Source organism: Prevotella sp. S7 MS 2, from assembly GCF_000762865.1.
In the GTDB taxonomy this organism is placed as follows: Bacteria; Bacteroidota; Bacteroidia; order Bacteroidales; family Bacteroidaceae; genus Prevotella.
In genome coordinates this window covers 1-24,471 of sequence record NZ_JRPT01000067.1, presented here as the reverse complement: position 1 = coordinate 24,471, position 24,471 = coordinate 1, and the positions used below count along the sequence as shown (strand labels likewise).

General features: G+C 39.2%; 20 protein-coding genes. 7 read left to right on the top strand and 13 right to left on the bottom strand.

Annotation, left to right across the window (positions count from 1 at the left end; translation table 11 throughout):
• Positions 1-51 precede the first annotated feature (51 nt).
• Positions 52-2,238, bottom strand: coding sequence for a M48 family metallopeptidase (locus HMPREF0671_RS09945; RefSeq protein WP_062433834.1), 2,187 nt, complete (start codon positions 2,236-2,238; stop codon positions 52-54).
• 3 nt (positions 2,239-2,241) lie between these two features.
• The gene (locus HMPREF0671_RS09940) at positions 2,242-3,147 is read right to left on the bottom strand and encodes an ABC transporter substrate-binding protein (protein ID WP_036900124.1); all 906 of its coding nucleotides are present in this window, start codon (positions 3,145-3,147) and stop codon (positions 2,242-2,244) included.
• A gap of 115 nt (positions 3,148-3,262) precedes the next feature.
• Here HMPREF0671_RS09940 and radA point away from each other — a divergent pair, with 115 nt between their 5' ends.
• The 4 genes from radA (at position 3,263) to HMPREF0671_RS09920 (ending at position 7,677) form a co-directional block, all read left to right on the top strand.
• Positions 3,263-4,651, top strand: coding sequence for a DNA repair protein RadA (radA, locus tag HMPREF0671_RS09935; RefSeq protein ID WP_036900121.1), 1,389 nt, complete (start codon positions 3,263-3,265; stop codon positions 4,649-4,651).
• A 21-nt stretch (positions 4,652-4,672) separates the two neighbouring features.
• The gene (queC, locus tag HMPREF0671_RS09930) at positions 4,673-5,329 is read left to right on the top strand and encodes a 7-cyano-7-deazaguanine synthase QueC (RefSeq protein ID WP_036900119.1); all 657 of its coding nucleotides are present in this window, start codon (positions 4,673-4,675) and stop codon (positions 5,327-5,329) included.
• A 220-nt stretch (positions 5,330-5,549) separates the two neighbouring features.
• Complete coding sequence (locus HMPREF0671_RS09925) at positions 5,550-5,831, top strand: HU family DNA-binding protein (protein ID WP_036900116.1); 282 nt, start codon at positions 5,550-5,552, stop codon at positions 5,829-5,831.
• Between the two features lie 271 nt (positions 5,832-6,102).
• On the top strand, positions 6,103-7,677 hold the full coding sequence (locus HMPREF0671_RS09920) for an Rne/Rng family ribonuclease (protein WP_036900114.1): 1,575 nt from the start codon (positions 6,103-6,105) through the stop codon (positions 7,675-7,677).
• A 48-nt stretch (positions 7,678-7,725) separates the two neighbouring features.
• Here HMPREF0671_RS09920 and HMPREF0671_RS09915 read toward each other — a convergent pair whose 3' ends face one another.
• The 9 genes from HMPREF0671_RS09915 to HMPREF0671_RS09870 all read right to left on the bottom strand — a co-directional run bounded on the left by HMPREF0671_RS09915 (position 7,726) and on the right by HMPREF0671_RS09870 (position 17,698).
• The gene (locus HMPREF0671_RS09915; RefSeq protein WP_084589763.1) at positions 7,726-9,873 is read right to left on the bottom strand and encodes an alpha-amylase family glycosyl hydrolase; all 2,148 of its coding nucleotides are present in this window, start codon (positions 9,871-9,873) and stop codon (positions 7,726-7,728) included.
• Positions 9,873-10,763: an ACP S-malonyltransferase gene (gene fabD / locus HMPREF0671_RS09910; protein ID WP_036900112.1), complete on the bottom strand. Its 891-nt coding sequence runs from the start codon at positions 10,761-10,763 to the stop codon at positions 9,873-9,875. The genes HMPREF0671_RS09915 and fabD overlap by 1 nt, the downstream gene beginning before the upstream one ends.
• Positions 10,764-10,890: 127 nt before the next feature.
• Positions 10,891-11,412: a 50S ribosomal protein L9 gene (gene rplI / locus HMPREF0671_RS09905; RefSeq protein WP_036900109.1), complete on the bottom strand. Its 522-nt coding sequence runs from the start codon at positions 11,410-11,412 to the stop codon at positions 10,891-10,893.
• Positions 11,413-11,431: 19 nt separating this feature from the next.
• Positions 11,432-11,701 (bottom strand): 30S ribosomal protein S18, encoded by a 270-nt coding sequence (gene rpsR / locus HMPREF0671_RS09900; RefSeq protein WP_036900107.1) that lies wholly within the window; start codon positions 11,699-11,701, stop codon positions 11,432-11,434.
• A 2-nt stretch (positions 11,702-11,703) separates the two neighbouring features.
• A complete protein-coding gene (gene rpsF / locus HMPREF0671_RS09895; protein ID WP_036900103.1) occupies positions 11,704-12,048 on the bottom strand; it encodes a 30S ribosomal protein S6 in 345 nt (114 codons plus the stop codon).
• A gap of 310 nt (positions 12,049-12,358) precedes the next feature.
• Positions 12,359-12,751: a hypothetical protein gene (locus HMPREF0671_RS09885; RefSeq protein ID WP_156958406.1), complete on the bottom strand. Its 393-nt coding sequence runs from the start codon at positions 12,749-12,751 to the stop codon at positions 12,359-12,361.
• Between the two features lie 313 nt (positions 12,752-13,064).
• Positions 13,065-13,763 (bottom strand): response regulator transcription factor, encoded by a 699-nt coding sequence (locus HMPREF0671_RS09880; RefSeq protein ID WP_036900095.1) that lies wholly within the window; start codon positions 13,761-13,763, stop codon positions 13,065-13,067.
• Positions 13,764-13,799: 36 nt separating this feature from the next.
• Complete coding sequence (locus HMPREF0671_RS09875) at positions 13,800-15,359, bottom strand: sensor histidine kinase KdpD (protein ID WP_036900092.1); 1,560 nt, start codon at positions 15,357-15,359, stop codon at positions 13,800-13,802.
• Between the two features lie 173 nt (positions 15,360-15,532).
• Positions 15,533-17,698, bottom strand: a complete 2,166-nt coding sequence (locus HMPREF0671_RS09870) for a translation factor GTPase family protein (RefSeq protein ID WP_036900090.1) — start codon at positions 17,696-17,698, stop codon at positions 15,533-15,535.
• A gap of 170 nt (positions 17,699-17,868) precedes the next feature.
• Here HMPREF0671_RS09870 and hemW point away from each other — a divergent pair, with 170 nt between their 5' ends.
• Positions 17,869-18,987 carry a radical SAM family heme chaperone HemW gene (gene hemW / locus HMPREF0671_RS09865; RefSeq protein WP_036900087.1) on the top strand — a complete coding sequence of 373 codons (1,119 nt, stop codon included), beginning with the start codon at positions 17,869-17,871 and terminating at the stop codon, positions 18,985-18,987.
• 1 nt (position 18,988) lies between these two features.
• Here hemW and HMPREF0671_RS09860 read toward each other — a convergent pair whose 3' ends face one another.
• Together HMPREF0671_RS09860 and HMPREF0671_RS09855 are read right to left on the bottom strand one after the other, a co-directional pair.
• A complete protein-coding gene (locus HMPREF0671_RS09860; RefSeq protein ID WP_036900084.1) occupies positions 18,989-19,330 on the bottom strand; it encodes a hypothetical protein in 342 nt (113 codons plus the stop codon).
• Positions 19,323-20,546, bottom strand: coding sequence for a uracil-xanthine permease family protein (locus HMPREF0671_RS09855; protein WP_036900082.1), 1,224 nt, complete (start codon positions 20,544-20,546; stop codon positions 19,323-19,325). Before HMPREF0671_RS09855 ends, HMPREF0671_RS09860 begins: the two co-directional genes overlap by 8 nt.
• 101 nt (positions 20,547-20,647) lie before the next feature.
• Here HMPREF0671_RS09855 and HMPREF0671_RS09850 point away from each other — a divergent pair, with 101 nt between their 5' ends.
• Entirely contained in the window at positions 20,648-21,496 is an 849-nt protein-coding gene (locus HMPREF0671_RS09850) for a ThiF family adenylyltransferase (protein WP_036900126.1), read from the top strand.
• Positions 21,497-21,571: 75 nt separating this feature from the next.
• Positions 21,572-24,406 carry an excinuclease ABC subunit UvrA gene (uvrA, locus tag HMPREF0671_RS09845; RefSeq protein WP_036900079.1) on the top strand — a complete coding sequence of 945 codons (2,835 nt, stop codon included), beginning with the start codon at positions 21,572-21,574 and terminating at the stop codon, positions 24,404-24,406.
• The last annotated feature ends 65 nt before the right edge of the window (positions 24,407-24,471 follow it).

Sequence of the window (24,471 nt, the reverse complement as noted above, 5' to 3'; positions counted from 1 at the left end):
CATTTTAAATTCTGCCCAATTTGTGGAACTAGAAATATTTAAAAAGCTCGTTTATTCGTTTACTAAATCACACATAATATTCTCATCAATACGCGTAATGCAATTAGCTTCCAAAAGAATATGATCATTGGTAAACGCATCTGATAACGATTGAAACGACTTTGATTTTTCCATAAAGGTCTTAAGAAGAATCACAGCCTCACTCACATTATTTAAAAACCACTTGCAGTATCCCCCATTCAAATAATCCGCAGGGACTGTACTACCGGAAAGTAGCAACTCATCATAGATTTTCTCTGCCTTCTCTGCCTTTGCATTAGCCATTAATCCCCATGCCAATGCTCGTAATATGTTACGATCTTGAGGATAATTATAGTTTTGTTTATACAATATATTCAGGCCATCTTCTAGCTTACCTTGGTTCATCATGGAGATGGATTGGTTTAATTGATAACGTCTATTATCAGGATATATCAAGCTCAACCTTTCATATAACAACTCAGCTTCTTCAAAATTCTCATTATGAAAATAGGCTTGTGCCAATCCCTTCATTGCATTCTCATCATTCGGTTCTTTTGATAAGACATTCTCAAACAAACTTTCTGCCATATAATAATTCTTAGAATGCATGGCTACAGCTGCTCGTATACGTAAGTAAGATATATCGTCTATTCCGGGATAACGCTTAAACAACTCTTGCAAATAGTCATAATGCTTTCGCTGCAACAGGAATTGGCAAAGCTCAACTATTTCAGTTGTAAACTGTTCTTGGGGTAATTGTCCATACGCACAAAAAAATCCTGACTGTCCCAAAGGGTGATTCGAGAAGCTAAAAATATTGAAGAAATCAGCTCTCATATCGTTCAAGCGGAAGAAACGATATAGATCTTGCAAATACATACGACGAATATAAGCAGCACTTTGTCTCTCTTCAGAGTTTATTGTGGCTCCTAACGATTCCTGATTGTTAAGCATCTCACGCATATTGCTAGGTATCTTATCAATGATAGAAGAGATAGCTAGTGCAAATGAGTACTTATCAGAATCACAGAAAGGCCCATTCTCAAATAACAATGATAAGAAATTACTATCCTTGAGCTTTCCTCTTACTCCCGCAAGAGCAGGATGCGTCTCCATAAAAGGTATAAACCAATTACTGAGTGTATGGAAAAAAGGATAACGCTTCATTTGAGAAAATCCACCAAAATAGATATCAGAACCGGCTTTCTGCATATCCATCATACGCTTAAAGCTATTTTCCATTTCTTCCATAGCTTTGTCTTGAGCATCAGGATGAAGGATAGCTTGCATGGGATCTTCATCTTTCTCTGATATTCCAAAGCGAGTAATATTGAGATTATTATTCTTGACTAAATTAGGAATGATATCTCTTTGAATCTCTTCCGTATCTCTTTCGGCATCTTTACAGAAGACCATTTGTTTCTGAAGAGCAATAAGTTCTGTCCTTGTTTGAGAATCAGCAAACAGCGTATCTAAGCGTTCTTTCTGCTCTGGGAAAAGGGTATTAAGACTTACATTCATAGAAAGCACCCATCCTATCAATGCACGTTGGCGCAAATGCTCATCTACAGTGACTGAATAAACAGTTATCAATGTAAGCAATTTGTTAACATCGTATATGGTTACACCAGCTAACATGATGGCACTAACAAGTACTGAAGCATCATTTACATCTACAGTTGGACTGACCAGTAAACTTGACCAAAACTCAACATCTTGTGTTGTCCATTGATCAGAAACCAATATATATTCAAAAAGTTCACTTAAATAGTGCTGATGCTCCGCATATATAGAGCGTTCATGTGCTTCTTGAATATCCTCAGTTTCTAATGACAACATAGCCAAGTCTTGTACATAAGCTTCTAACTTACTTTGTATGTGCGCATTATTTGTATCAATATGAGAGCTATGATTTTTACATACAGCATAAATACCTGCCGATAACACCCGATATTCCAAATCCACGCTGCATGTCAATCGAAATAATCGTCGCAACAAAGATTGGTATACCTCTCCCCTCTTATCGTCTTGATACCCTCGAAGCATGAAATCCTTCATAAGTCGATAACTCTCACTAATCTCCTCAATAGCCGATTCAAAACGAGTAAGATGGGTATTTTGTATAAACTCGAGCAGATGTCGTAGCGCTTGACTTAAATTCCCCTTTATAACAATATCATTGTATGTAAGAACTAATAATTCTCGTTGAGCAATCATAGACTAGTATTTATTTACGAATTTAGCGGATACAGTGACTGGAGCTACCTTATTATACATTAACTTAGGTAGAGCATTAACTGTCCGTTGATCAGTATTACAATATTTTATAATAATAGAAGAATAATACTGTAAACCATGTTTGTTAATGGAATCGCACGCCATATTATATGCCTTAATAAAAGACACAAGCTGCTTTCGACGGTATGAATTCCTATTTACATTACTAAGAGAAACTAATACCCCAAAGTTGTCTTGGCTATTACGACTATCAGCTAACAATGGATTTTGATGAATACGAGCAGTCGTTGCTTGCGGTTCGGGCAACCATAAGGCATCCATCTCGTTATTCAACAGCATCTTCAATCGAAGATTTACATCATTAATCTGTATACGAAAAACTTGTGCCTTGGTCTTAACCGTATCAAGTACTGTATCCGTTAAATAGTCTGTAGCAGAATAACGAGTCATAGCTAACATCTTATCGCCTAACTGATTCAACCGTTTGATACGTGCTGTTCGATTAGAATACAATTGCCAATATGCATTTGTTTCCGTCAAATATTGTAATGATAACCCCTGACGAATCATCCTAGAAGCTCGCAACTTATCTGTCACAGATAACCTTACACGTCCTCTCATGATAGCCGTATCACAATCCATTTGGGATGAATATTGCCTCAAACGGACATCAACATCTTGACTCTTAAATAAATCCTCATCATAAGCCACATAAAGCGGAAGGCAATCTAATGTTGGCATAACAGCTATTTTCAAAGCCAAAGAATCCAAACGATACTGCTCTTTACGCTCGGCGACAGTTCGCCGATTCTTCACCTCACGGGAGTTGCTACAACTCGCAAGCAGGATAAGGGAAGTAAATATAATGATACACTTGAATATTCTCATAAAACGTTAGTTTTCATAATGCTACCGACAGTATATAGAGTCTTGCAAAATTAATAAAAAGTTTTGTATCACCGAAAAAACTTATTACTTTTGTCTACCACTAACAAAGCTCATCATGGCAAAAGATAAGATAGCATACGTATGCAGTAATTGTGGACAAGAATCTGCTAAATGGATTGGAAAATGTCCTAGTTGTGGACAATGGAATACATTTAAGGAGATTAGAATTGCCAACGAAACAGGAAACTTAGCGGCAAAATCTGCAGCAATGACTATGAGGAAAGGGGTTTCAGATAAAAACCACCCACTTTATCTCCACCAAATTGTTGCCAAAGATGATCCTCGCATTGATATGCGTGACAATGAATTGAATCGTGTATTAGGAGGAGGACTAGTAGCCGGAAGTATGGTTTTATTGGGTGGTGAACCCGGTATAGGTAAGAGTACGCTTACATTACAAACCTTTCTTCACATGGCGGATCATAAAATTCTATATGTCAGTGGAGAAGAAAGTGCCCATCAACTCAAGATGCGTGCAGATCGATTAACCGATAAACAACCAGAAAATGTATTGATACTATGTGAGACATCGCTCGAAAATATCTTCCAACACGTTCAAAATGTTGCGCCTGATATTGTTATTATTGACTCCATACAAACGATTTCCACAGAAGACGTCGATAGCTCTCCGGGCAGTGTTAGCCAAGTACGAGAATGCGCTGCCGCCCTATTGCGCTTTGCAAAGACTAGTAATATTCCTGTCATTCTGATTGGGCATATCAACAAGGAAGGCACTCTTGCCGGTCCAAAGATTCTAGAACATATTGTAGATACTGTGATACAGTTCGAAGGAGACCAACATTATATGTATAGAATCTTGCGAAGTATTAAGAATAGATTTGGAAGTACATCCGAATTAGGAATATACGAGATGCAGCAAAATGGGTTACGCGAGGTTTCCAATCCTTCTGAGTTATTATTATCACAAGAACATGAAGGATTATCCGGTATCGCCATATCATCTGCTATTGAAGGGGTTCGCCCATTTCTAGTTGAGACTCAAGCCCTTGTGTCATCAGCCGCTTATGGTACACCACAGCGCACTGCTACCGGCTTTGACCAACGTCGTTTAAACATGCTTTTAGCAGTATTAGAAAAACGAGTTGGATTTAAGCTCATGCAAAAAGATGTCTTCTTGAATATAGCAGGAGGGCTTCGAGTGACAGACTTAGCTATGGATTTGAGTATAATTGCTGCCGTATTATCAAGTAATGTAGACACCGCTATAGAAACAGGCTGGTGTATGGCCGGCGAAGTGGGGCTAAGTGGCGAAGTACGCCCTGTAAACCGGATAGAACAACGAGTAGCCGAAGCAGAAAAGTTAGGCTTCTCTCATATTATTATTCCGCAATTTAACTTGAAAGGGTTCAACCACTCCAAGTATAATATACAACTACACCCAGTTAGAAAAGTAGAAGAAGCATTACGTAATCTATTTGGCTAACTCTTTTTACGATCAAAACTTATGAAAGATTCTGTGATAATTGTAAGTGGTGGTATGGACTCCATCACTTTATTATACGACAAAAAGGACGAGATTGCCTTAGGTATTTCCTTTGACTATGGAAGTAACCACAATGCCAAAGAAATACCATACGCAGAGATGCATTGTAAGCGCTTAGGTATCAAGCATATCACTATTAAACTTGATTTCATGCATCAATACTTCAAGAGTTCACTTTTGGATGGCAGTAATGCTATTCCCGAAGGCCATTATTCCGATGATAATATGAAATCAACCGTAGTACCATTTAGAAATGGCATTATGCTTTCTATTGCCATAGGAATTGCTGAAAGCCACCATTTAAGTAAAGTATTCATTGCCAACCATGGCGGCGATCATACCATATATCCTGATTGTCGTCCGGAATTTATAAGTTCTATCAACGCTGCAGCTAACACTGGAACATTTATAAATGTAAGTGTTATAGCTCCATATACAAATATTACAAAGGGTGATATTGCAAAAATAGGGAAACGATTAGGGCTTGACTATTCTGAAACATGGAGTTGCTACAAAGGTAATGAAAGACATTGTGGTAAATGTGGAACATGCATCGAGCGCAAAGAGGCTTTACTTGAAGCCGATATCATAGATACCACGCTATACGAAGACAGTTGACAAGCGCCTGCCAAGCAGCTATCTCTAGCTATGCAAATGAATCCAAACTTTCTGTTCCTATTTTCATAATGTGGTGAGAATTAGAGAGTTTCGGGAGCAAAAACCTGTCAAAGGACACAAAAAAGTAGTAATAAATTTCCATATCAACTAAAAAACTAGTATATTTGCAACTCCAAATATAAACGTTGAAGATTATTATAACATTTTTCAAATACAAAAAATGACTAAAGCAGATATTATTAACGAGATTGTCATCCAAACTGGAATCGCAAAAAAAGACGTATCAACTGTCGTTGAGAGTTTTATGAGTACGATTAAAAGTAGCTTGCTAGATAATAAGGATAACGTATATTTACGTGGCTTTGGTAGTTTTGTAATCAAGCACAGAGCAGCAAAAACTGCACGTAACATTTTGAAAAATACCACTATAACAATTGAGGCTCACGATTTACCTAGCTTTAAACCAGCTAAGAGTTTCATTGAACAAATGAAGAGTGAGTAATTTTATTACGTACAATATTGGAACTTAAATAGTACACATACAATTAAAATATTAAATTTTTGAATTATGCCAAACGGAAAGAAAAAGAAGGGCCACAAAATGGCAACACACAAACGTAAAAAGAGATTACGTAAGAATAGACATAAGAGCAAGTAAGCTTCAAGGCTTTCTTACTTAAGTCTTTTGTAAAGAAGGGACATGTCAATGTTTATCAAAAGATACTTAGACATGTCCCTAACTTTTGAATATCCAAGTTAAAAGAATAAAGAAAATGACCAGCGAAGTTGTAATTGACGCACAAGAGAAAGCGATCTCGATTGCCCTGCTGGAAGATAAAAGTCTAGTAGAATATCAGAACGAACCTAGAGAGGCTTCTTTCTCTGTCGGAAATATTTATGTAGCAAAGGTAAAAAAGCTCATGCCGGGTCTAAATGCATGCTTTGTAGATGTCGGCTATGAACGCGACGCCTTTCTTCATTATCTTGACTTAGGAAGCCAGTTTAATTCTTATGCCAAATATCTCAAACTGGTAGAAAGCGATAGAAAGAAATTATATCCACACGCAAAAGCACAGAGATTACCTGATTTAAAGAAAGATGGTAGTGTGCAGCAAATCCTTACTGTAGGCCAGGAGGTTCTCGTACAGATTGTTAAAGAACCAATATCAACCAAGGGTCCTCGTCTAACAGGCGAATTATCTTTTGCAGGACGTTTTATCGTATTAATACCTTTTGGAGATAAGGTCTCTGTTTCATCAAAAATTAAAAGCGGTGAAGAGCGTGCACGCTTAAAGCAACTAATTCAAAGTATCAAGCCTAAAAATTGTGGAGTAATTGTCCGCACAGTAGCAGAAGGCAAACGCGTAGCAGAACTTGATACCGAAATGAAGGTACTTACCAAGCGTTGGGAGGATGCTTTAGTAAAAGTACAAAAGACACAAAAACGTCCACAGCTTGTATACGAGGAAGAAGGTAGAGCCATTGCACTTCTAAGAGATTTATTTAATCCCGACTTTGAAAATATCTACATCAATGATGACCAGATATTTGAAGAAGTAAAAAATTATATCTCACTCATTGCTCCGGAGAAGAGTAGCATCGTTAAAAAGTATACTGGCAAACTTCCAATCTTCGATAATTTTAATGTTACCAAACAGATAAAATCTGGTTTCGGTAAAACTATCAACTACAAACATGGAGCTTACCTTATTATTGAGCATACAGAAGCTCTCCATGTTGTAGACGTTAATAGTGGAAACAGATCTAGGAATGGAAATGGCCAAGAAGAAAACGCTCTAGATGTAAATCTAGGAGCAGCAGATGAACTAGCACGCCAATTGAGGCTACGCGATATGGGAGGTATTATCGTAGTAGACTTCATAGACATGAAACTGGCAGAAGACCGTCAAATGCTATATGAGCGCATGTGCAAGAATATGCAAAAGGACAGAGCCAGACATAATATTCTTCCACTCAGCAAGTTTGGCTTGATGCAAATTACCAGACAACGCGTACGTCCGGCGATGGATGTAAATGTAGAAGAGAATTGTCCAACATGTAATGGTACTGGTAAAATTAAATCTAGCATCTTGTTCACTGACCAATTGGAAGGTAAGATAGATAAACTAGTCAACAAGATTGGTATCAAGAAATTCTATCTACATGTCCATCCTTATGTAGCAGCTTTTATTAATCAAGGAGCGGTATCACTAAAATTAAAATGGAGAATGAAATATGGCTTTGGAGTTCATATCATTCCTTCTCAGAAATTAGCTTTCCTACAATACGAATTCTATGATAATAACAAGCAATTCATAGATATGAAGGAAGAAATTGAAATTAAGTAAATATAAAGAGAGCCGGATAGTAAAATACTTATCCGGCTCTCTTTTATATTATTGTATCACTTTGAATCTAATACGAAATATATGTTCCATTTCATCCCAATTCGTGCCTAGTAATTCAAACCTACCAATTTGGGAAGTAGAACGCACATGCTTACCCACACACGGACATACATCAAAATCTCCGATACGAACAAGCCGAACTACATTTCCAGCAGATTCTGGTAATCGATCTAACATCGCACTATCAGATATCTTACTACGCTCTACAAGCTCATAAGTTACAGGTAAATCCTCTGCAATCAACTTATTCATCTCGCGTTCAATCTCTTTTTCATCTTGTCGAGTGGGCTTCTGAGCTAACTCAAAAGTCATTTTGCTCTTCTTCCTTTCTATATGAGCATTTATAGAACGACCACAATGGAATTTCCTCACCATCACCTGATTTAAAAGGTGTTCAGTAGAATGAGCCGGTGGAAACTCATCTTTTCCATGCTCATTAAGAATATAATCTTTTTCCATCTTGATATTAAATTTAAAGACTCTACCACTATATGGAAGCAAAGTTACAGGGAACATGCCATCTCGCTTCAGTTCAACATCTACAACGTCTCCGGACAATAAATCTATTGCCGACACACGCTTCTCAGGCATCGCAAAAAAATCGAATGCATGATTAGGGATAACTACATTGGCCGTTGCACTTTCTTGAGAAAAATTAACTACCACAAAAGCAACTTCATCATCAGCCTTTCGTAAAAAAGCATATTGAGTTTGAGGATTGAAATTGTCTGATGCAGGATTAGCACTCATCAAATCATAGAAAAGCCCATCGTAGAAAATCCTCTCCCGATTAGCCATACTAAGAATCTGCTGATAATATTGTGCCAATGCCTTTTCTTCTTGATGATAAGCTGGAAGGTTACATTTCTCTGCAAGAGAACGAGGAGACCAATAATCAAAAATTGTTGTTCGCCCATCGACACCACTAAATCCTTCTTTATCCATTCCATATTCCCCAAACTCTTGTCCACTATATACCATGAATGGATTTCTTTGCATCAAGGCGCAAGTAAGAACTCCCGGAATAGCCTTATATCCATCTCCACAAAAGAAATCGCTTGCTATGCGCTGTTCATCATGGTTCTCCAAGAAATAGAGCATGTGGTCAAATATATCATCACAATATTGCCATTGATAAGTTATAGAGGCAGCTGGACGGCGCCCGCATATCACATCTCTGACACAATCATACATGCCCACCTTATCGTACAGGTAGTCAAAACCGCTACCGACATATTGTCTATACTGATTAGTATCATATACCTCTCCTATAAAAACAAGATGCTGATATCGTTCTTTTACTATATTAGTGGCATAAGACCAAAATGCTGCGGGAACCATTTCTGCCATATCACATCTAAATCCATCAACTCCCTTTGATGCCCAGAACAATAAGATATCTGTCATCTTTTGCCAAGTACTTGGTATGGGGTTAAAATGATAGCTTCTCCCCCCAGCATCGCAATAGTCTATACCATAATTTAGTTTAATCGTCTCGTACCAATCATTGCACCCGGGATGGGCATCAAAGCGGTCATTGCCTGTAGCTTTTGCAGGAAACTCCTGATAAGGGCTCTCCGCTTCTGCCACTAAATCTATAGACGGTTCAAAAGATTGTCCTACACAATAATAGAAATTATTTGAAACAGAGAACCCCATTCCTGTATCATCATCCTCTCCAAGGTCTCTTACACCATCCGGTTTACAAATTGATTTATATTGTCTAGCAACATGATTTGGAACAAAATCCATAATTACCTTCATCCCAACCGCATGTGTACGGGCTATCAGGCTCTCCCACTCTGCCATACGAGCATCCACATTTTCTGCCAAATCTGGATCCACATCATAATAATCGGTAATAGCATAAGGCGAACCAGCTTTACCCTTTACAATAGCAGGATGCTGTCTAGGAATCCCATAGGCACTATAATCTGTAGTTGTAGCATGCCTTATGATTCCGGTATACCAGACATGAGTAAATCCCATTGCTTGTATTCGAGCCAACGTATCTTCATCGAAATCCTCAAACTTGCCACAACCATTTTCGGCAATCGTGCCGTTCTCTTTACGAGTAACATTACGATTGCCGAATAATCTTGGTAATACTTGATAAATAAAAATCTTTTGGCTCATTACTCCGCGATACCGTGTGCAGTAACATTCTTATCTATGCGACCTATCATACCTTGCAAAGCCTTGCCCGGTCCACATTCAGTAAAATCTGTAGCGCCATCAGAAATCATATTCTGAACAGAAGCAGTCCATCTTACAGGGCTGGTCAACTGAGCTATCAAGTTATTTTTAATATCTTCAGGAGAAGTATAAGGCTTGGCATCAACATTCTGATATACAGGACATTTAGGTGTAGAGAATGAAGTTTTTTCTATAGCAGACTGTAGCTCTTCCTTGGCAGACTTCATCAGTGGCGAGTGGAAAGCGCCACCAACCTTCAAAGGAAGCGCACGTTTCGCTCCGGCAGCCTTCAATGCCTCACAAGCACGATTGATAGCTTCTGTATTTCCGGAAATAACAAGCTGGCCGGGACAATTGTAATTAGCAGGAATCACAATATCACCTTCTGTACTTACTTCCTTGCACACTTCTTCTACCTTCTCATCAGCTAGACCAATGATAGCAGCCATGGTACCGGGATTAGCTTCACAGGCTTTTTGCATAGCAAGCGCACGAGTGTGAACTAAACGTAGACCATCTTCAAAGCTCAAAGCACCTGATGCTACTAAAGCAGAGAATTCACCAAGTGAATGTCCGGCAACCATTTCGGGCTTAAAATCATCACCCAAGCACAGAGCTGAAATCACACTGTGCAAGAAAACAACAGGTTGGGTAACCTTGGTTTCCTTCAACTGCTCGTCGGTACCGGCGAACATGATATCTGTAATCTTAAATCCTAAGATTTCATCTGCTTTATCAAACAATTCCTTAGCTAGAGGGTTAGTATCGTATAGGTCTTTACCCATACCAACAAACTGGGAACCTTGTCCAGGAAATACGAATGCTTTCATTACTAATTAATTTTTATGATATAAATTTTATTTACGCAAAGATACAAAAAAAATCCCAATTGTCTATGACCGACAAAAGGGATTTTATTTAGATTTGCTTTACAGTGCAATCATTCGCGAATCAATATTATTCTGCAATCTCTGCTTCAGGAGCCTTAGCTTCCTCCATTACTGGAGCAGCAACCTCCTCTACCTGAGGAGCTGGAGCATTTTCTGCTACGACCTTAACAGGCAGTTTTACTTCAACTTCTTTATGGAAGTGAACAGTAGCTTCAAAATCGCCAACTTTCTTAATATCATGCATTGTGATAATCTTACGATCTACCTCAATACCTTGCTTAGCGAGTTCTTCAGCAACTGTAGCAGCTGTTACAGAACCATAAGTTACACCGGTAGCAGACACCTTAGCAGAAATAACCAAAGCCACATCTTTCAGTGCTTCAGCCTTCTTCTCAGCTTCAGCTTTCAAAGCTGCCAATTTATGAGCCTGCTGCTTCAAGTTTTCAGCCAAAATTTTCTTAGCTGATGCAGAAGCTACAACACCTTTTCCTTGTGGAATAAGATAGTTGCGACCATAACCACTCTTTACATTTACAATATCGTTCTTGTATCCAAGTCCGATAATATCTTCTTTCAGTATAATCTCCATAATTGTATTCCTCCTTAAATTACTTCATCAAATCGGTTACATAAGGAAGTAGTGCAATCTGGCGAGCACGCTTAATAGCTTGAGCTACACGACGCTGATACTTCAATGATGTTCCGGTAATACGACGAGGAAGGATTTTTCCCTGCTCGTTTAGGAATTTCTTAAGGAATTCAGGGTCTTTGTAGTCAATATACTTAATACCGCTCTTCTTGAAACGGCAATACTTCTTCTTCTTTGTGTCGATAGAAGGAGCTGTCAAATAACGGATTTCTGATTTCTGTTCTGCCATGATTAAGCCTCCACTTTTTTAGCGTATTTCTGTTTTCTCTTCTCAGCATACTCTGCAGCATACTTATCAAGCTTAACTGTGATGAAACGGATTACCTTCTCGTCACGGCGATAGCCTGTCTCAAGAGTGTCGACAATAGTTGGCTCTGCATTGAACTCAAGCAGACAATAGAAGCCTGTTGATTTCTTTTCAATAGCATAAGCCATCTTCTTCAATCCCCAAGCCTCTTCATTCAGAATCTCTGCACCATTATCGGTAAGAAGTTTCTTGAACTTAGCGACCGTTTCCTTCATCTGTTCATCAGACAAAACGGGAGTCAAAATGAAAACGGTTTCGTATCGATTCATAATACTTTTAATTAATAATTATTTGTTATTTTGCAAAATGCGGTGCAAAGGTACTCTTTTTTTTTGACCAAACCAAATATTATTTCTATTTTTGCCCACAAAACAATATATATGGTTAAGAATCTTATCAACAAGGTAGCACTACCGCTTATGTATGCTGGTGTAATATTGCTTATAGCCCTATTTATATTCGACTTGACCAAATATTCGGTTTTACTATTTCTCGCATTAATAATAGAACTCTCGGGTACAGCTTTCTATATCTACAATTTGAAAAAAAAGAGCAAATACTAACACACTTGTCAATCGACTAAACTTTTACAAATTTAGCATTGAGCAGTACTTCACGCAAGCGTTTGTCAGCCTTGAACACTATTCGTTTGGCTCTCACGGTAGATGGAGTAACATCATTTGCCTTATCTACCGGATTACTGGAACAAGATACTGATAAGCGTCCCAACCCGTCCATAGAGACTGCATATCCACGCTCTAAGGCCTCTTGAATGGCTGCGACCATACAATTCCATCCATAAAGAATATCTACCCTACGCGCCACACCGACACCCATTCTATCCAATAATTCAGGCACATGAAGGGTCTCTCGCTCATAGGGCATCGCATAATACTTTTTCTTTAAAACTCCATCTTCTTCAAAGAATTGTTCTTTCACACGATACATACGGCTTCCCACAAAATTATCCATTATCCTTTTATATTTCGATTCAACATATTTTTCACTTACCAAAGTACAGCCTTTGTTCTCTTATCAAGGCTATTTTTGCCACCAAAATCAGCTCTTTCATCATTGAAGACAGCCTATATTGCCCTTTCTACTCCCCGGTATAAACCATCAATAAACCCGGGTCTGAAACATGTTCAGACCCGGGTTTCTGCGGTATGTTATCCTGAGTGTAGTCATTCGACGGCTTTACAGCTATTCAACACTGCGAAATTAGTCATTTAAGTCTACACCTACAAGGATGAATGCGATACATTATGCGATACACGCATGAAGTTTATTCTTCTTCAGGAGTAATCAGTTTATATCCCTTACCGTGGATGTTGATGATTTCAATCTGGTCATCATCCTTCAAATGCTTTCTCAATTTAGTGATATATACATCCATCGAACGCGCGTTGAAATAATTATCATCAATCCATATTGTCTTGAGGGCAAAGTCTCTCTGTAGGATTTCGTTAGCATGAGAACAAAGCAAAGCCAACAATTCATTTTCCTTTGTTGTCAACTTAGTCTGCTTGTCACCGATGACCAACAACTGCTTTTGAGTATCAAAAGTGAAGCGACCAATATGGTAAAGCGTACTTTCTTTATTTTTCTTGCCACGAACACGGCGCAAGATTGCTTCTACACGGAACACCAACTCTTCCATAGAGAATGGTTTGGTGATATAATCATCGGCACCGATCTTAAAGCCTTCCAAGATATCATCTTTCAATGTCTTGGCTGTCAAGAAGATGATTGGAATTTCAGCATTGGCCTGACGAATCTCTTGAGCCAGCGTAAATCCATCTTTCTTAGGCATCATGACATCCAACACACAGATATCAAACTTATTCTTCAAGAATTCTTTATAGCCAGCATCTCCATCCGGACACAATGTTGCAGCATATCCTTTAGCTTGCAGATATTCACGAAGCAACATACCTAAGTTCTCATCATCTTCGCAAAGTAGAATTTTTAATTTCTCATCCATAGTTTTATACTTTTATTGGTTTATAATATTTTATTTCTAATCTTTACTCACTGGCAATTTAATAGTGAAGGTTGTCCCTACTCTATACTCGCTTTCAACATGAATTTCTCCTTTATGTAAGTCCACAATCTTCTTCACATAAGCAAGTCCTAAGCCAAAACCTTTGACATCATGGACATTCCCTGTATGAACTCGATAGAACTTCTCAAAGATCTTCTTCATATTCTCTTTCTTAATACCCAGTCCGGTATCTCTTACCGACAAGTACAAATTTTGATCATCATTCCATGTTTTCAGATAAACATCTAGTGGTTGTTCCGGCTTACAATACTTGACTGCATTATCTAGCAAATTGAAAATAACATTTTGGAAATGCATTTCATCGACATAGATACTAGAATCTACCGCTTCAATATCAGTATATACCTTTCCTCCAGTATGCTCAACACGCAAGGAGAAAGAGTTTGCGATATTCTCAACCATTTCATTTAAATCTAGCTTTTTCTTCTTGAATACAGCCTTCTTTCGATCGAACATCGACATCTGAAGTACTTTCTCTACCAAGAAACGAAGCCGTTTCGACTCATCATTGATGACACCTCCCAAGTGTTCCATCATTGTCGGACTCTTGGTTACCGACTTATCATTCATCATCTGTGCCGCAAGAGAGATACTGGCAATAGGTGTCTTGAGTTCATGCGTCATATTATTGATAAAATCATTCTTTATCTCCGTATATCGTTTCTGTCGGAAGATGATGACAATAGTAAATATAAATGTAATCAACAACACAAACGTAAAGATGATACTCGGTATCATAAACCTGATTCCGGAAAAGATATAATCATGCATTTCGGGGAAATGAATCCTCACAACTCCCATCTTCGACTGTGGATCGTTACGGAATAAAACTTGCGAATAAGAATATTCTTCTCCATCGTCTGTGAAATCCGGACAACGATACACTTCACGGCCGTCTTGGGTAGAGACTGTAAAATGGTACGGGATATTAATACCATTATTCATCAATTCGGCTTTCAAGTCTTGGTCAAGTTGCTTGAAATTGATGCGCTCATTCAACGGTTTATCAGATGCTGAGTATAATATAGAGTATACAACTTCATCCAACAAAGCCCTCTGGTACACATACCGATTACGGATTATCTCTTGGAAACTCTTAGAAACCTCTGATATGGAATTCTTATCATTCTTAAGAATCATAGCTTTAGGCATCTTTGCTGGTTGGGTCTCCAAAGTCTTCATTGTAAACGAAGAATAGACCTTACCATCTTTCCCTGTAACCGAGAATTGGCGAGAATGTTGTATCGTCCCGTCCGGATTACCTGAACGCGTCCCTACAGAATCGCGTTTAAATGCATTACGCTCCGTTTCATTGACGTCTTTCTCAAGATACCTTTGCGTCTCATTCAACTCTAAATTCCGCGATGCCTGATATAAAGCACGATTGACAGACTCGTCAAACTGCTCCTTTTTCATATTAGCCATCTGCTGTATGTAGCTCAATTGCAAAAAGAGTAGCCCTAAAAAGGAGAACCCCATGATTATTGCAATTGTCCAAATCGTTCTTTTCTTCATAATCGCAAAGATAAATCTTATATTCTATATTAACATTGAATCGTTAACAAACACTCCTTATTTCAACTATATTAACCAATATACACTTCTATAGTTACATATATAAATATATAAAAAGAAAAGAGGAAGCATATTCCGTATGCTTCCTCTCTGCCATAAAAGTTATTATATTATTAATCATTAGCGTCTGCAGCCATTTCTGCTTCGTGCTCTTTTATCAACGTTTGTTGTATTTCATTCGGAACAAGTTCGTAACTAGCAAACTTCGTAGTGAATGAAGCACGACCACCAGTCAGCGAACTTAGCGAGATACTATAGTTGGCTAATTCTTTCTGTGGAATCTTAGCCTGCAGCTTCTGATAACCTGCTTCGCTATCCATACCCATAATCATGGCACGCCTTCCTTGCAAATCGCTCATGACATCACCTAAGAAATCAGCTGGAACAAAGACCTCTAAGTCGCATATAGGCTCCAAAATCTTAGGACCGGCAACCTTAAATGCGTCTGAGAAAGCATGGCGAGCTGCCAACATAAATGAAAGTTCATTAGAGTCTACCGGGTGCATCTTGCCATCATAGACTACTACACGTACGTCTCGTGCATAGCTTCCTGTTAATGGTCCATGCTCCATACAATCCATAATACCCTTCAGGATAGCAGGCATAAAGCGTGCATCAATAGCACCACCTACAACAGAATTGATAAATACGAGTTTACCACCCCACTCCAAATCAATGACTTCCTTACCTTTAATATTCATCTTGAACTCCTGCCCATTAAACTTATAAGTTGTAGGATCAGGCATTCCTTCTGCATAAGGTTCTACGATGAGATGAACTTCTCCGAACTGTCCGGCACCACCACTTTGTTTCTTATGACGATACTCAGCCTTTGCCGCTTTGGTAATGGTTTCGCGATAAGGAATTCTAGGCTCACCAAACTGCACCTGAAGCTTCTCGTTATTCTCTAATCTCCACTTCAATGTACGAAGATGGAATTCACCCTGACCATGCACGATTGTCTGTCTAAGTTCCTTACTCTGTTCAAGTACCCAAGTAGGATCTTCTTGATGCATCTTCAAGATAGCTGCCATTAACTTTTCGGTATCTTGTGCATTAACAGCCTTAACAGCTCTAGAATATTTTGAGTTAGGATATTTAATGAAGTCATATCTCCATTCACAATCCTTTCCATTCAAAGCATTACCAGTCTTTACATCTTTTAACTTGACGGTACACCCAATATCTCCAGCATGCATTTGGTCTACCGCAATACGATTTGCACCTGCACATGCATAAAGTTGTCCTATACGTTCGCGGCTTCCACGGTCTGCATTAATTAAATCATCACCCGCTTTTACCGAGCCACTCATCACTTTAAAATAGCTCACTTCACCAATATGAGGTTCTACACCGGTCTTAAAGAAATACAAACTAGCAGGGCCATTGCTATCCGGAGCAACTTCTTCACCTCTCGTATTGTGTAATTTTGGCATCTCATTGACGAAAGGAACAACATTTGCTAAGAACTCCATCAAACGACGAACACCCATATCTTTACCTGCACACACGCAGAAAACAGGGAACAGACTACGAGTTATCAGACCTTTACGAATACCTTCTCTCAACTCATCTTCAGAAAGAGTCTCAGATTCAAAGAACTTTTCCATCAAGTTCTCATCATTCTCTGCAGCAGCTTCTACCAATGCCTTATGGAGTTCCATGGCTTTATCCATCTCTTCAGCAGGAATCTCTTCTATTGTAGGTTGTCCTCCATCAGGCTTCCATGTATATTTCTTCATCAACAGAACATCTATCAATGAATTAAAACCTGTACCAGTCTGTAAGGGATATTGTATTTGTACACACTTAGAACCATAGATATCCCTCATCGAAGTTAGGATGGCATCAAAGTCACATTTATCAGAATCTAGTTGATTAACTAAGAAAATTACCGGTTTCTTCAACTTATCTGTATACCGGAAATTATTTTGTGTACCGACTTCTGGACCATATTGACCATTAATAAGCATCAAAGCTAAGTCGGTAACATTTAAAGATGTAATTGCACCTCCAACAAAATCATCACTACCCGGACAGTCTATAATATTCAGTTTTTTGTTATTCCATTCCGTATGAAATACTGTTGGGAAGACCGAATACCCATATTCCAATTCAACAGGAAAATAATCACTGACGGTATTTTTAGCATCAACACTTCCGCGACGTTTGATAATACCGGCTTCAAATAACATACTTTCGGCAAGAGTTGTCTTGCCGCTACCCGCACTGCCAAGTAACGCAATGTTCTTAATTTCGTTTGTCTGATAAACTCTCATATCAAAAGATTTAAAGTGTTAGTAATATTTTGTTCATGGTAGAGGTGACAATCATTCTATACATCACCTTTGACTTGGCCATAAAGTTAGGAATATTTATTCTAACAAACAAAACAAAATCACGAAAAGGATGTAAGTTTTAAAACATATTAGTATTTTTGCATAGATTTATGGCAGGACTCTATATACATATTCCCTTTTGTGCAAGCCGGTGCATTTATTGTGGTTTCTTCAGTACAACCAACAACAATATGATGAATCGATACATACATGCTGTTACGGAAGAGATGAATCTACGCAAACACGCGAATATCATTGACACTATATATATAGGTGGTGGCACTCCAAGTCAATTGTCTTCTCAAAATCTAGTAGCTCTTTTCAAATCTATATATAATATATATAATGTGAGAAAAGATGCCGAAGTAACACTCGAATGCAATCCAGATGATGTTACTGAAGATTTTACTACATTATTAACAAGACTACCTGTCAATAGGATTAGTATGGGAGTGCAAAGTTTTTCAGATAAAAGACTGTCTTTCCTACACCGCAGACATACATCAAAGCAGGCTATGGAAGCGGTGGAAACACTTCGGAATCATGGCATACAGAATATTAGTATAGACTTAATATTTGGATTTCCAGAAGAGACTATTGCCGATTGGGAAATTGATATTGACTCAGCTCTCTCCTTAAATGTGGAACATATATCAGCCTATAGCTTGATGTATGAAGAAGGCACACAACTCTACCAACTCTTAAAACAAGGCAAAATCCATGAAATAGATGAGGAAACAAGTTTATCAATGTACAATCTATTAATTGATAAACTAGAGAAATCAGGATACGAACAATATGAGATAAGCAACTTCGCACGACCGGGATTCCGAAGCAAACATAATAGTAGCTACTGGCATGAAGTGCCTTACATCGGGCTAGGCGCATCCGCCCACTCTTACAACAAGACACATAGAATGTGGAATCCAAGCAACCTTACCACATATATCCAAACCATTGAAAGTGGAAGATTGGCTTACGAGCAAGAAACTTTAGATTTACATACAAGATACAATGATTTGATTACCACAGCATTACGAACTAAAGAAGGCATCAATCTTACCGATATGAAGCGACATTATGGCTCATCATTATATCAATATCTAATGAATAATGCTCATCAACATCTACAAAACAACAACATGGTGATTGAGGATGAGCATCTATCCTTAACTAAAAAGGGACTTTATATCAGCGACGACATCATGAGCGATTTAATCTATATCTAATCTAAGGCAACTTTCCAGTCTCTTGATATTGCTTGAAATAATATTCCTTAGCATCTTTTTCTATCTCCCCGATAGAACGTTTACCCGTAACATAAGGCTTTATATACTCTCCTATTACAAGTGAAAGCCCACATAAAACACCCCCTATGACATAATTCAAGAGTTCATTCTTAATCAATCCGGAAGACACAAAAGCAACAAAGACCACAACCGGGAAAGCCAATAACAGCCAATCTCCGGCTGTAGACATGCGTTTGCTTTCATTCCACTCCTCTTGAAATGGAGATGTACCCATAAGTCTTTTCTTATGGGTACTCCAATATACATCAAACTCCTTATTCATTCACAGATTCCGTTTCTTCTTCTTTATCATTCGGAAGAACTAAATTTAGAATTACACCAACCAATGCTGACAGGCCAATACCACTAATAGCAAAACTGCCCCATGATAAAACAGCACCACCAATACCCATCGTTAAGGTTACAGAAATAATGATGATATTTCGTGTCTTATCTAAATTAACCTTATGTTGAATCAAGTTTTGAACACCGACACTGGCTATTGTTCCAAATAGAAGTAGCATGATTCCGCCCAATACCGCTGCGGGAATGCTACGCAATAGAGCTGCTAATTTTCCTATTACAGAGAAGACAATGGCCGTCGTTGCTGCAATTCGAATCACTTGCGGACTTGTAACCTTGGTTATACTCATCGCTCCGGTCACTTCACTATACGTAGTTACTGGAGGACCTCCAAAGAATGCGGACGCCAAACAAGCTAAACCATCACCGCACATCGTACGATGTAATCCCGGATCAGCAACGAAATCCTTACGTGCAACAGCCCCAACTACATAAACATCACCAATATGTTCTATCACCGGAGCAATAGCTACCGGTATCATATACAAGAAAGGTTCCCATGCAAACTGCGGCATTTGGAAATGCGCAATCGAAGGAGGTAGAGCAAACCATGGGGCAGATAGCACCTCAGAGAAGTCTACCGCATTCATGAATATCGACACGATATAACCGACTATGATACCACATACCACCGGAACCAACTTCAACAATCCACGTCCCAATGCTAATACAAGAATCGCAGTAACAAGCGATACGAAAGCCAAAATCCAATTCTCTTTTGCCATATTAACCGCAGAACCCGACAACGAAAGTCCTATCAAGATGATAACAGGGCCTATAACAACCGGAGGAAACAATCGGTCAAGTAGTTTTTTCCCTTGCCATTTAATCAATGCACTCATGACAAAATAGACCAAAGATACGCCTGCCAAACCAGCAAGAGTTCCCGGCATGCCCCACTGCTTACTCGCTGCGATAATCGGAGCAATAAAGGCAAAGCTGCTCCCAAGAAACACCGGCACCTTACCTTTTGTCACAAAGTGGAAGATAAACGTACCAATTCCGGCAGTCATTAATGCGGTGGATGGGTCTAACCCGACTAATAAAGGAACTAAAACAGTCGCTCCGAAAGCGACAAAAAGAAATTGTACTCCGACAATAGTTTTTCTCAATGGAGAAAGTTGGTTACTATCCATTCGATTTTTTGCATTAAATTATGTGCAAAAATAATACATTTTACTGGGTTTCACAGCTTTTATTCCAAGAAAATCGTAATTTTGTATTTCAAATTTTCGTTATGCAGAATCAATTCATACGAACTCAACTCTTATTCGGGCTGCCTGCTCTTAATACCTTATGCGGTTGTCGTGTAGCTGTATTCGGCATTGGTGGCGTCGGTAGTTACGTAGTTGAAGTTCTGGCACGCAGTGGAGTTGGCGAACTAGATCTATTCGACAACGATACAGTTTCCATCACAAATATTAATCGACAACTATATGCTCTGCTATCCACTATAGGGAAACCCAAGGTAGATGTAGCCGAAGAACGTATCCATGACATCAATAACGAGTGCATCGTACATAAGCACCAAATGTTCTATTTACCCCAGAATGCCGATACTGTTGATTTGTCTAAATATGATTATGTCGTCGATTGTATTGATACCGTCGTTGCAAAACTAGAGTTAATCAGGCGATGTCATGACTTGCAAATTCCACTGATTTCCAGCATGGGAGCCGCCAATAAATTAGATGCCACCGCCTTTAAGATTGCAAATATCAGTCAAACAAAGATGGATCCTTTAGCCAAAGTCATCCGAAAAAAGCTTCGCAAACAGAATATACAGCATCTAAAAGTAGTCTATAGTGAAGAAGAACCTTTAAAGATAATTGAAGACGAGACCATCCATTTCACCGAAGAAAGCGAGAATGCCTCCACAAAACGTAGCATACCAGCTAGCAACGCCTTTGTTCCGGCAGCTGCCGGACTCATCATCGGTGGCGAAGTCGTGAAAGAGCTTATCGAGAAAGGCAATACCATGCGGATGACACCAGATGAAGCAAAAGACAACATATACGCCAAAGTTGCAGCAGAAAAGGCTGCCATACACCATCAAAAACTAAGCGGTAGCGCCCTCACAAAATAGAATCATATATGGTATGGCGAAATCATTACCCCCCATTACCATTCCACCTCCCATCATCAAGGAACACATTTCATTATGGATAAATTCATAGAAGTAAAAGGAGCCAGAGTCAACAACCTCAAAAATATCTCTCTAAAGATTCCACGTAATAAGTTTATCGTTATTACCGGTGTTTCCGGTTCGGGTAAATCGTCACTGGCTTTTGATACATTATATGCCGAAGGTCAACGAAGATATGTAGAAAGTCTATCGGCTTATGCACGTCAATTTCTTGGGAGAATGAACAAACCGGAATGTGATTTCATCAAAGGCATACCTCCCGCTATTGCCATCGAACAAAAGGTAATAGCTCGTAATCCCCGTTCTACCGTCGGCACTTCGACCGAAATCTACGAATATCTTCGGTTGCTTTATGCTAGAATCGGGCACACCTATTCACCCATTAGCGGTGAAGAGGTAAAGAGACATTCTCCTGAAGATATTGTCGAATGTACAAAGCAATATTCAGAGGGGACCAAATTTATGGTTCTTGCCCCACTCCATTTAATCGAAGGTAGAACTTTAGTGAAGCAATTGGAAATGAGTGTGCAAGAAGGATACACCCGGCTCTTTATGAATGGAGAGATAGAAAGGATTGATAATATACTTGATAAGATTAATCATGATCCGACATTAGAAAACGCATTAGACATTACAGACATGAATCTAGTGATAGATAGGCTCAGCGTATCAACAGAAAAAGATTCCATTTCCAGACTCATAGACTCTTCAGAGACGGCTTTGTACGAAGGAGACGGGCAATGCAAGTTGGTCTTCCTACCCTCAAATATCATCCATGAGTTCTCTACTAAGTTCGAAGCAGACGGCATCCAATTCGAAGAACCCAATGATAATATGTTCTCATTCAACTCTCCTTTGGGCGCATGTCCTACTTGCGAGGGGTTTGGAAAAGTCATTGGTATCGACGAAAAATTAGTTATTCCGAATTCTGCATTAAGCGTATACGAAGATTGCGTGCAATGCTGGCATGGTGACAAGATGAGTGTTTGGAAGCAGGAATTTTGTAAACGGGCTCAGAAAGACAACTTTCCAATCTTCGAACCCTATTACTGTCTATCACAAAAACAAAAAGACATGCTATGGCATGGGCTACCTTCTGAGCAGTCGCTTCCACTAAGCGAGCGTGTTTGTATCGACTCTTTCTTCCAAATGGTGAAAGAAAACCAATACAAAATTCAGTATCGTGTGATGATGAGTAGATACCGCGGAAAGACGACATGTCCTGACTGTCACGGCACAAAACTCAAGAAAGAAGCAGCGTGGGTGAAGATTGCCGGCATGAGTATAACCGACCTTGTAGAGATGCCCGTGAAGAATTTGAAGCAATGGTTTGACAATCTAAAACTTGATAATCACGATGCCGAAGTCGGTAAACGACTGCTGACGGAAATCAAAAACAGACTCACGTTCCTTGTAGAAGTAGGGCTAGGCTATCTCACTCTCAATCGTACATCAAATACTTTAAGTGGTGGTGAGAGCCAACGTATCAACCTAACTACCTCATTAGGAAGTTCGCTGGTAGGCTCACTATACATTCTCGATGAACCAAGCATCGGCTTACATAGCAGAGACACCGACAAACTGATTCATGTTTTACAAGAGCTGCAGTCGCTCAACAATACAGTTATGGTGGTCGAACATGATGAGGAAATGATTAGAGCAGCCAACTACCTTATTGATATTGGCCCAGATGCCGGTACCAATGGTGGACGGATTGTTTTCGAAGGAAATAGTGACAGCCTTCAAGACAATTCACAGAAACTACTCGAAAAATATCCGGAATCATACATGATTAAATATCTTACAGGGATAGAGCAAATATCCACACCCTGTTCTAGGCGCCATTGGAACAGAACTATAGATATCAAGGGAGCTAGGATGAATAACTTGAAAGGGCTTGATGTGAAGATTCCATTGAATATTCTGACTGTCGTAACAGGAGTTTCCGGCTCTGGTAAGTCCTCACTTATCAAAGGAATCCTCTACCCTGCCCTCAAGCGTCATCTTGATGAAGTAGCCGAATTGCCGGGTGAATACACAGCTTTGGAAGGCGACTGGAAATCTATTAAACATGTAGAATTCGTCGACCAGAATCCGATAGGTAAGAGTACACGTAGCAATCCTGCCACTTATGTCAAGGCTTACGACGCCATCAGGCAGCTATTTGCCGATCAACCCTTATCTAAGCAATTAGGTTTTACCCCTCAATATTTTTCTTTCAACACAGACGGCGGAAGATGCGAGGAGTGCAAGGGCGCAGGTGTTATAACCGTAGAAATGCAATTCATGGCAGATTTGGTGCTCGAATGTGAATCTTGCCATGGGCATCGTTTCAAGCATGACATACTCGATGTGCGGTATCAAGGTAAGAATATAGATGATGTACTCAACATGACAGTATCTGAAGCCATTGAGTTTTTCGGCCAATATGGACAGACACAAATCGTCAACCGACTTACTCCACTAGAGTCAGTAGGATTGGGCTACATCAAGATGGGACAAAATTCAAGTACGCTTTCAGGCGGCGAGAACCAACGTGTAAAATTAGCTTACTTCATAGGACAGGAAAAGCAAGACCCCACATTGTTCATTTTCGATGAACCTACTACCGGCTTACATTTCCACGACATCAACAAATTACTCAAATCGTTTAACTCTCTGATAGAGCGAGGGCACAGTATTGTTGTCATCGAACACAACATGGATGTTATCAAGTGTGCCGATTACATCATCGACCTTGGTCCAGATGGGGGCGACAAGGGGGGACAATTGGTTTGTGCCGGAACACCGGAAGAAATTATAAAGTGTAAAGATAGTTGGACAGGAAAGTTTCTGTCGTCAAAGCTTTAGGTTGAATTGAATCCGCTGCAAAACTGAGACAACAGTGCTGTCTTGGCTTTTCGGTAAAACTGCAA

Excerpts from the sequence above, each read along its gene's own strand:
- HMPREF0671_RS09945 (WP_062433834.1), bottom strand. The coding sequence starts at position 2,238 with ATGATTGCTCAACGAGAATTATTAGTTCTTACATACAATGATATTGTT.
- HMPREF0671_RS09940 (WP_036900124.1), bottom strand. The coding sequence starts at position 3,147 with ATGAGAATATTCAAGTGTATCATTATATTTACTTCCCTTATCCTGCTT.
- radA (WP_036900121.1), top strand. The coding sequence starts at position 3,263 with ATGGCAAAAGATAAGATAGCATACGTATGCAGTAATTGTGGACAAGAA.
- queC (WP_036900119.1), top strand. The coding sequence starts at position 4,673 with ATGAAAGATTCTGTGATAATTGTAAGTGGTGGTATGGACTCCATCACT.
- HMPREF0671_RS09925 (WP_036900116.1), top strand. The coding sequence starts at position 5,550 with ATGACTAAAGCAGATATTATTAACGAGATTGTCATCCAAACTGGAATC.
- HMPREF0671_RS09920 (WP_036900114.1), top strand. The coding sequence starts at position 6,103 with ATGACCAGCGAAGTTGTAATTGACGCACAAGAGAAAGCGATCTCGATT.
- HMPREF0671_RS09915 (WP_084589763.1), bottom strand. The coding sequence starts at position 9,873 with ATGAGCCAAAAGATTTTTATTTATCAAGTATTACCAAGATTATTCGGC.
- fabD (WP_036900112.1), bottom strand. The coding sequence starts at position 10,763 with ATGAAAGCATTCGTATTTCCTGGACAAGGTTCCCAGTTTGTTGGTATG.
- rplI (WP_036900109.1), bottom strand. The coding sequence starts at position 11,412 with ATGGAGATTATACTGAAAGAAGATATTATCGGACTTGGATACAAGAAC.
- rpsR (WP_036900107.1), bottom strand. The coding sequence starts at position 11,701 with ATGGCAGAACAGAAATCAGAAATCCGTTATTTGACAGCTCCTTCTATC.
- rpsF (WP_036900103.1), bottom strand. The coding sequence starts at position 12,048 with ATGAATCGATACGAAACCGTTTTCATTTTGACTCCCGTTTTGTCTGAT.
- HMPREF0671_RS09885 (WP_156958406.1), bottom strand. The coding sequence starts at position 12,751 with ATGGATAATTTTGTGGGAAGCCGTATGTATCGTGTGAAAGAACAATTC.
- HMPREF0671_RS09880 (WP_036900095.1), bottom strand. The coding sequence starts at position 13,763 with ATGGATGAGAAATTAAAAATTCTACTTTGCGAAGATGATGAGAACTTA.
- HMPREF0671_RS09875 (WP_036900092.1), bottom strand. The coding sequence starts at position 15,359 with ATGAAGAAAAGAACGATTTGGACAATTGCAATAATCATGGGGTTCTCC.
- HMPREF0671_RS09870 (WP_036900090.1), bottom strand. The coding sequence starts at position 17,698 with ATGAGAGTTTATCAGACAAACGAAATTAAGAACATTGCGTTACTTGGC.
- hemW (WP_036900087.1), top strand. The coding sequence starts at position 17,869 with ATGGCAGGACTCTATATACATATTCCCTTTTGTGCAAGCCGGTGCATT.
- HMPREF0671_RS09860 (WP_036900084.1), bottom strand. The coding sequence starts at position 19,330 with ATGAATAAGGAGTTTGATGTATATTGGAGTACCCATAAGAAAAGACTT.
- HMPREF0671_RS09855 (WP_036900082.1), bottom strand. The coding sequence starts at position 20,546 with ATGGATAGTAACCAACTTTCTCCATTGAGAAAAACTATTGTCGGAGTA.
- HMPREF0671_RS09850 (WP_036900126.1), top strand. The coding sequence starts at position 20,648 with ATGCAGAATCAATTCATACGAACTCAACTCTTATTCGGGCTGCCTGCT.
- uvrA (WP_036900079.1), top strand. The coding sequence starts at position 21,572 with ATGGATAAATTCATAGAAGTAAAAGGAGCCAGAGTCAACAACCTCAAA.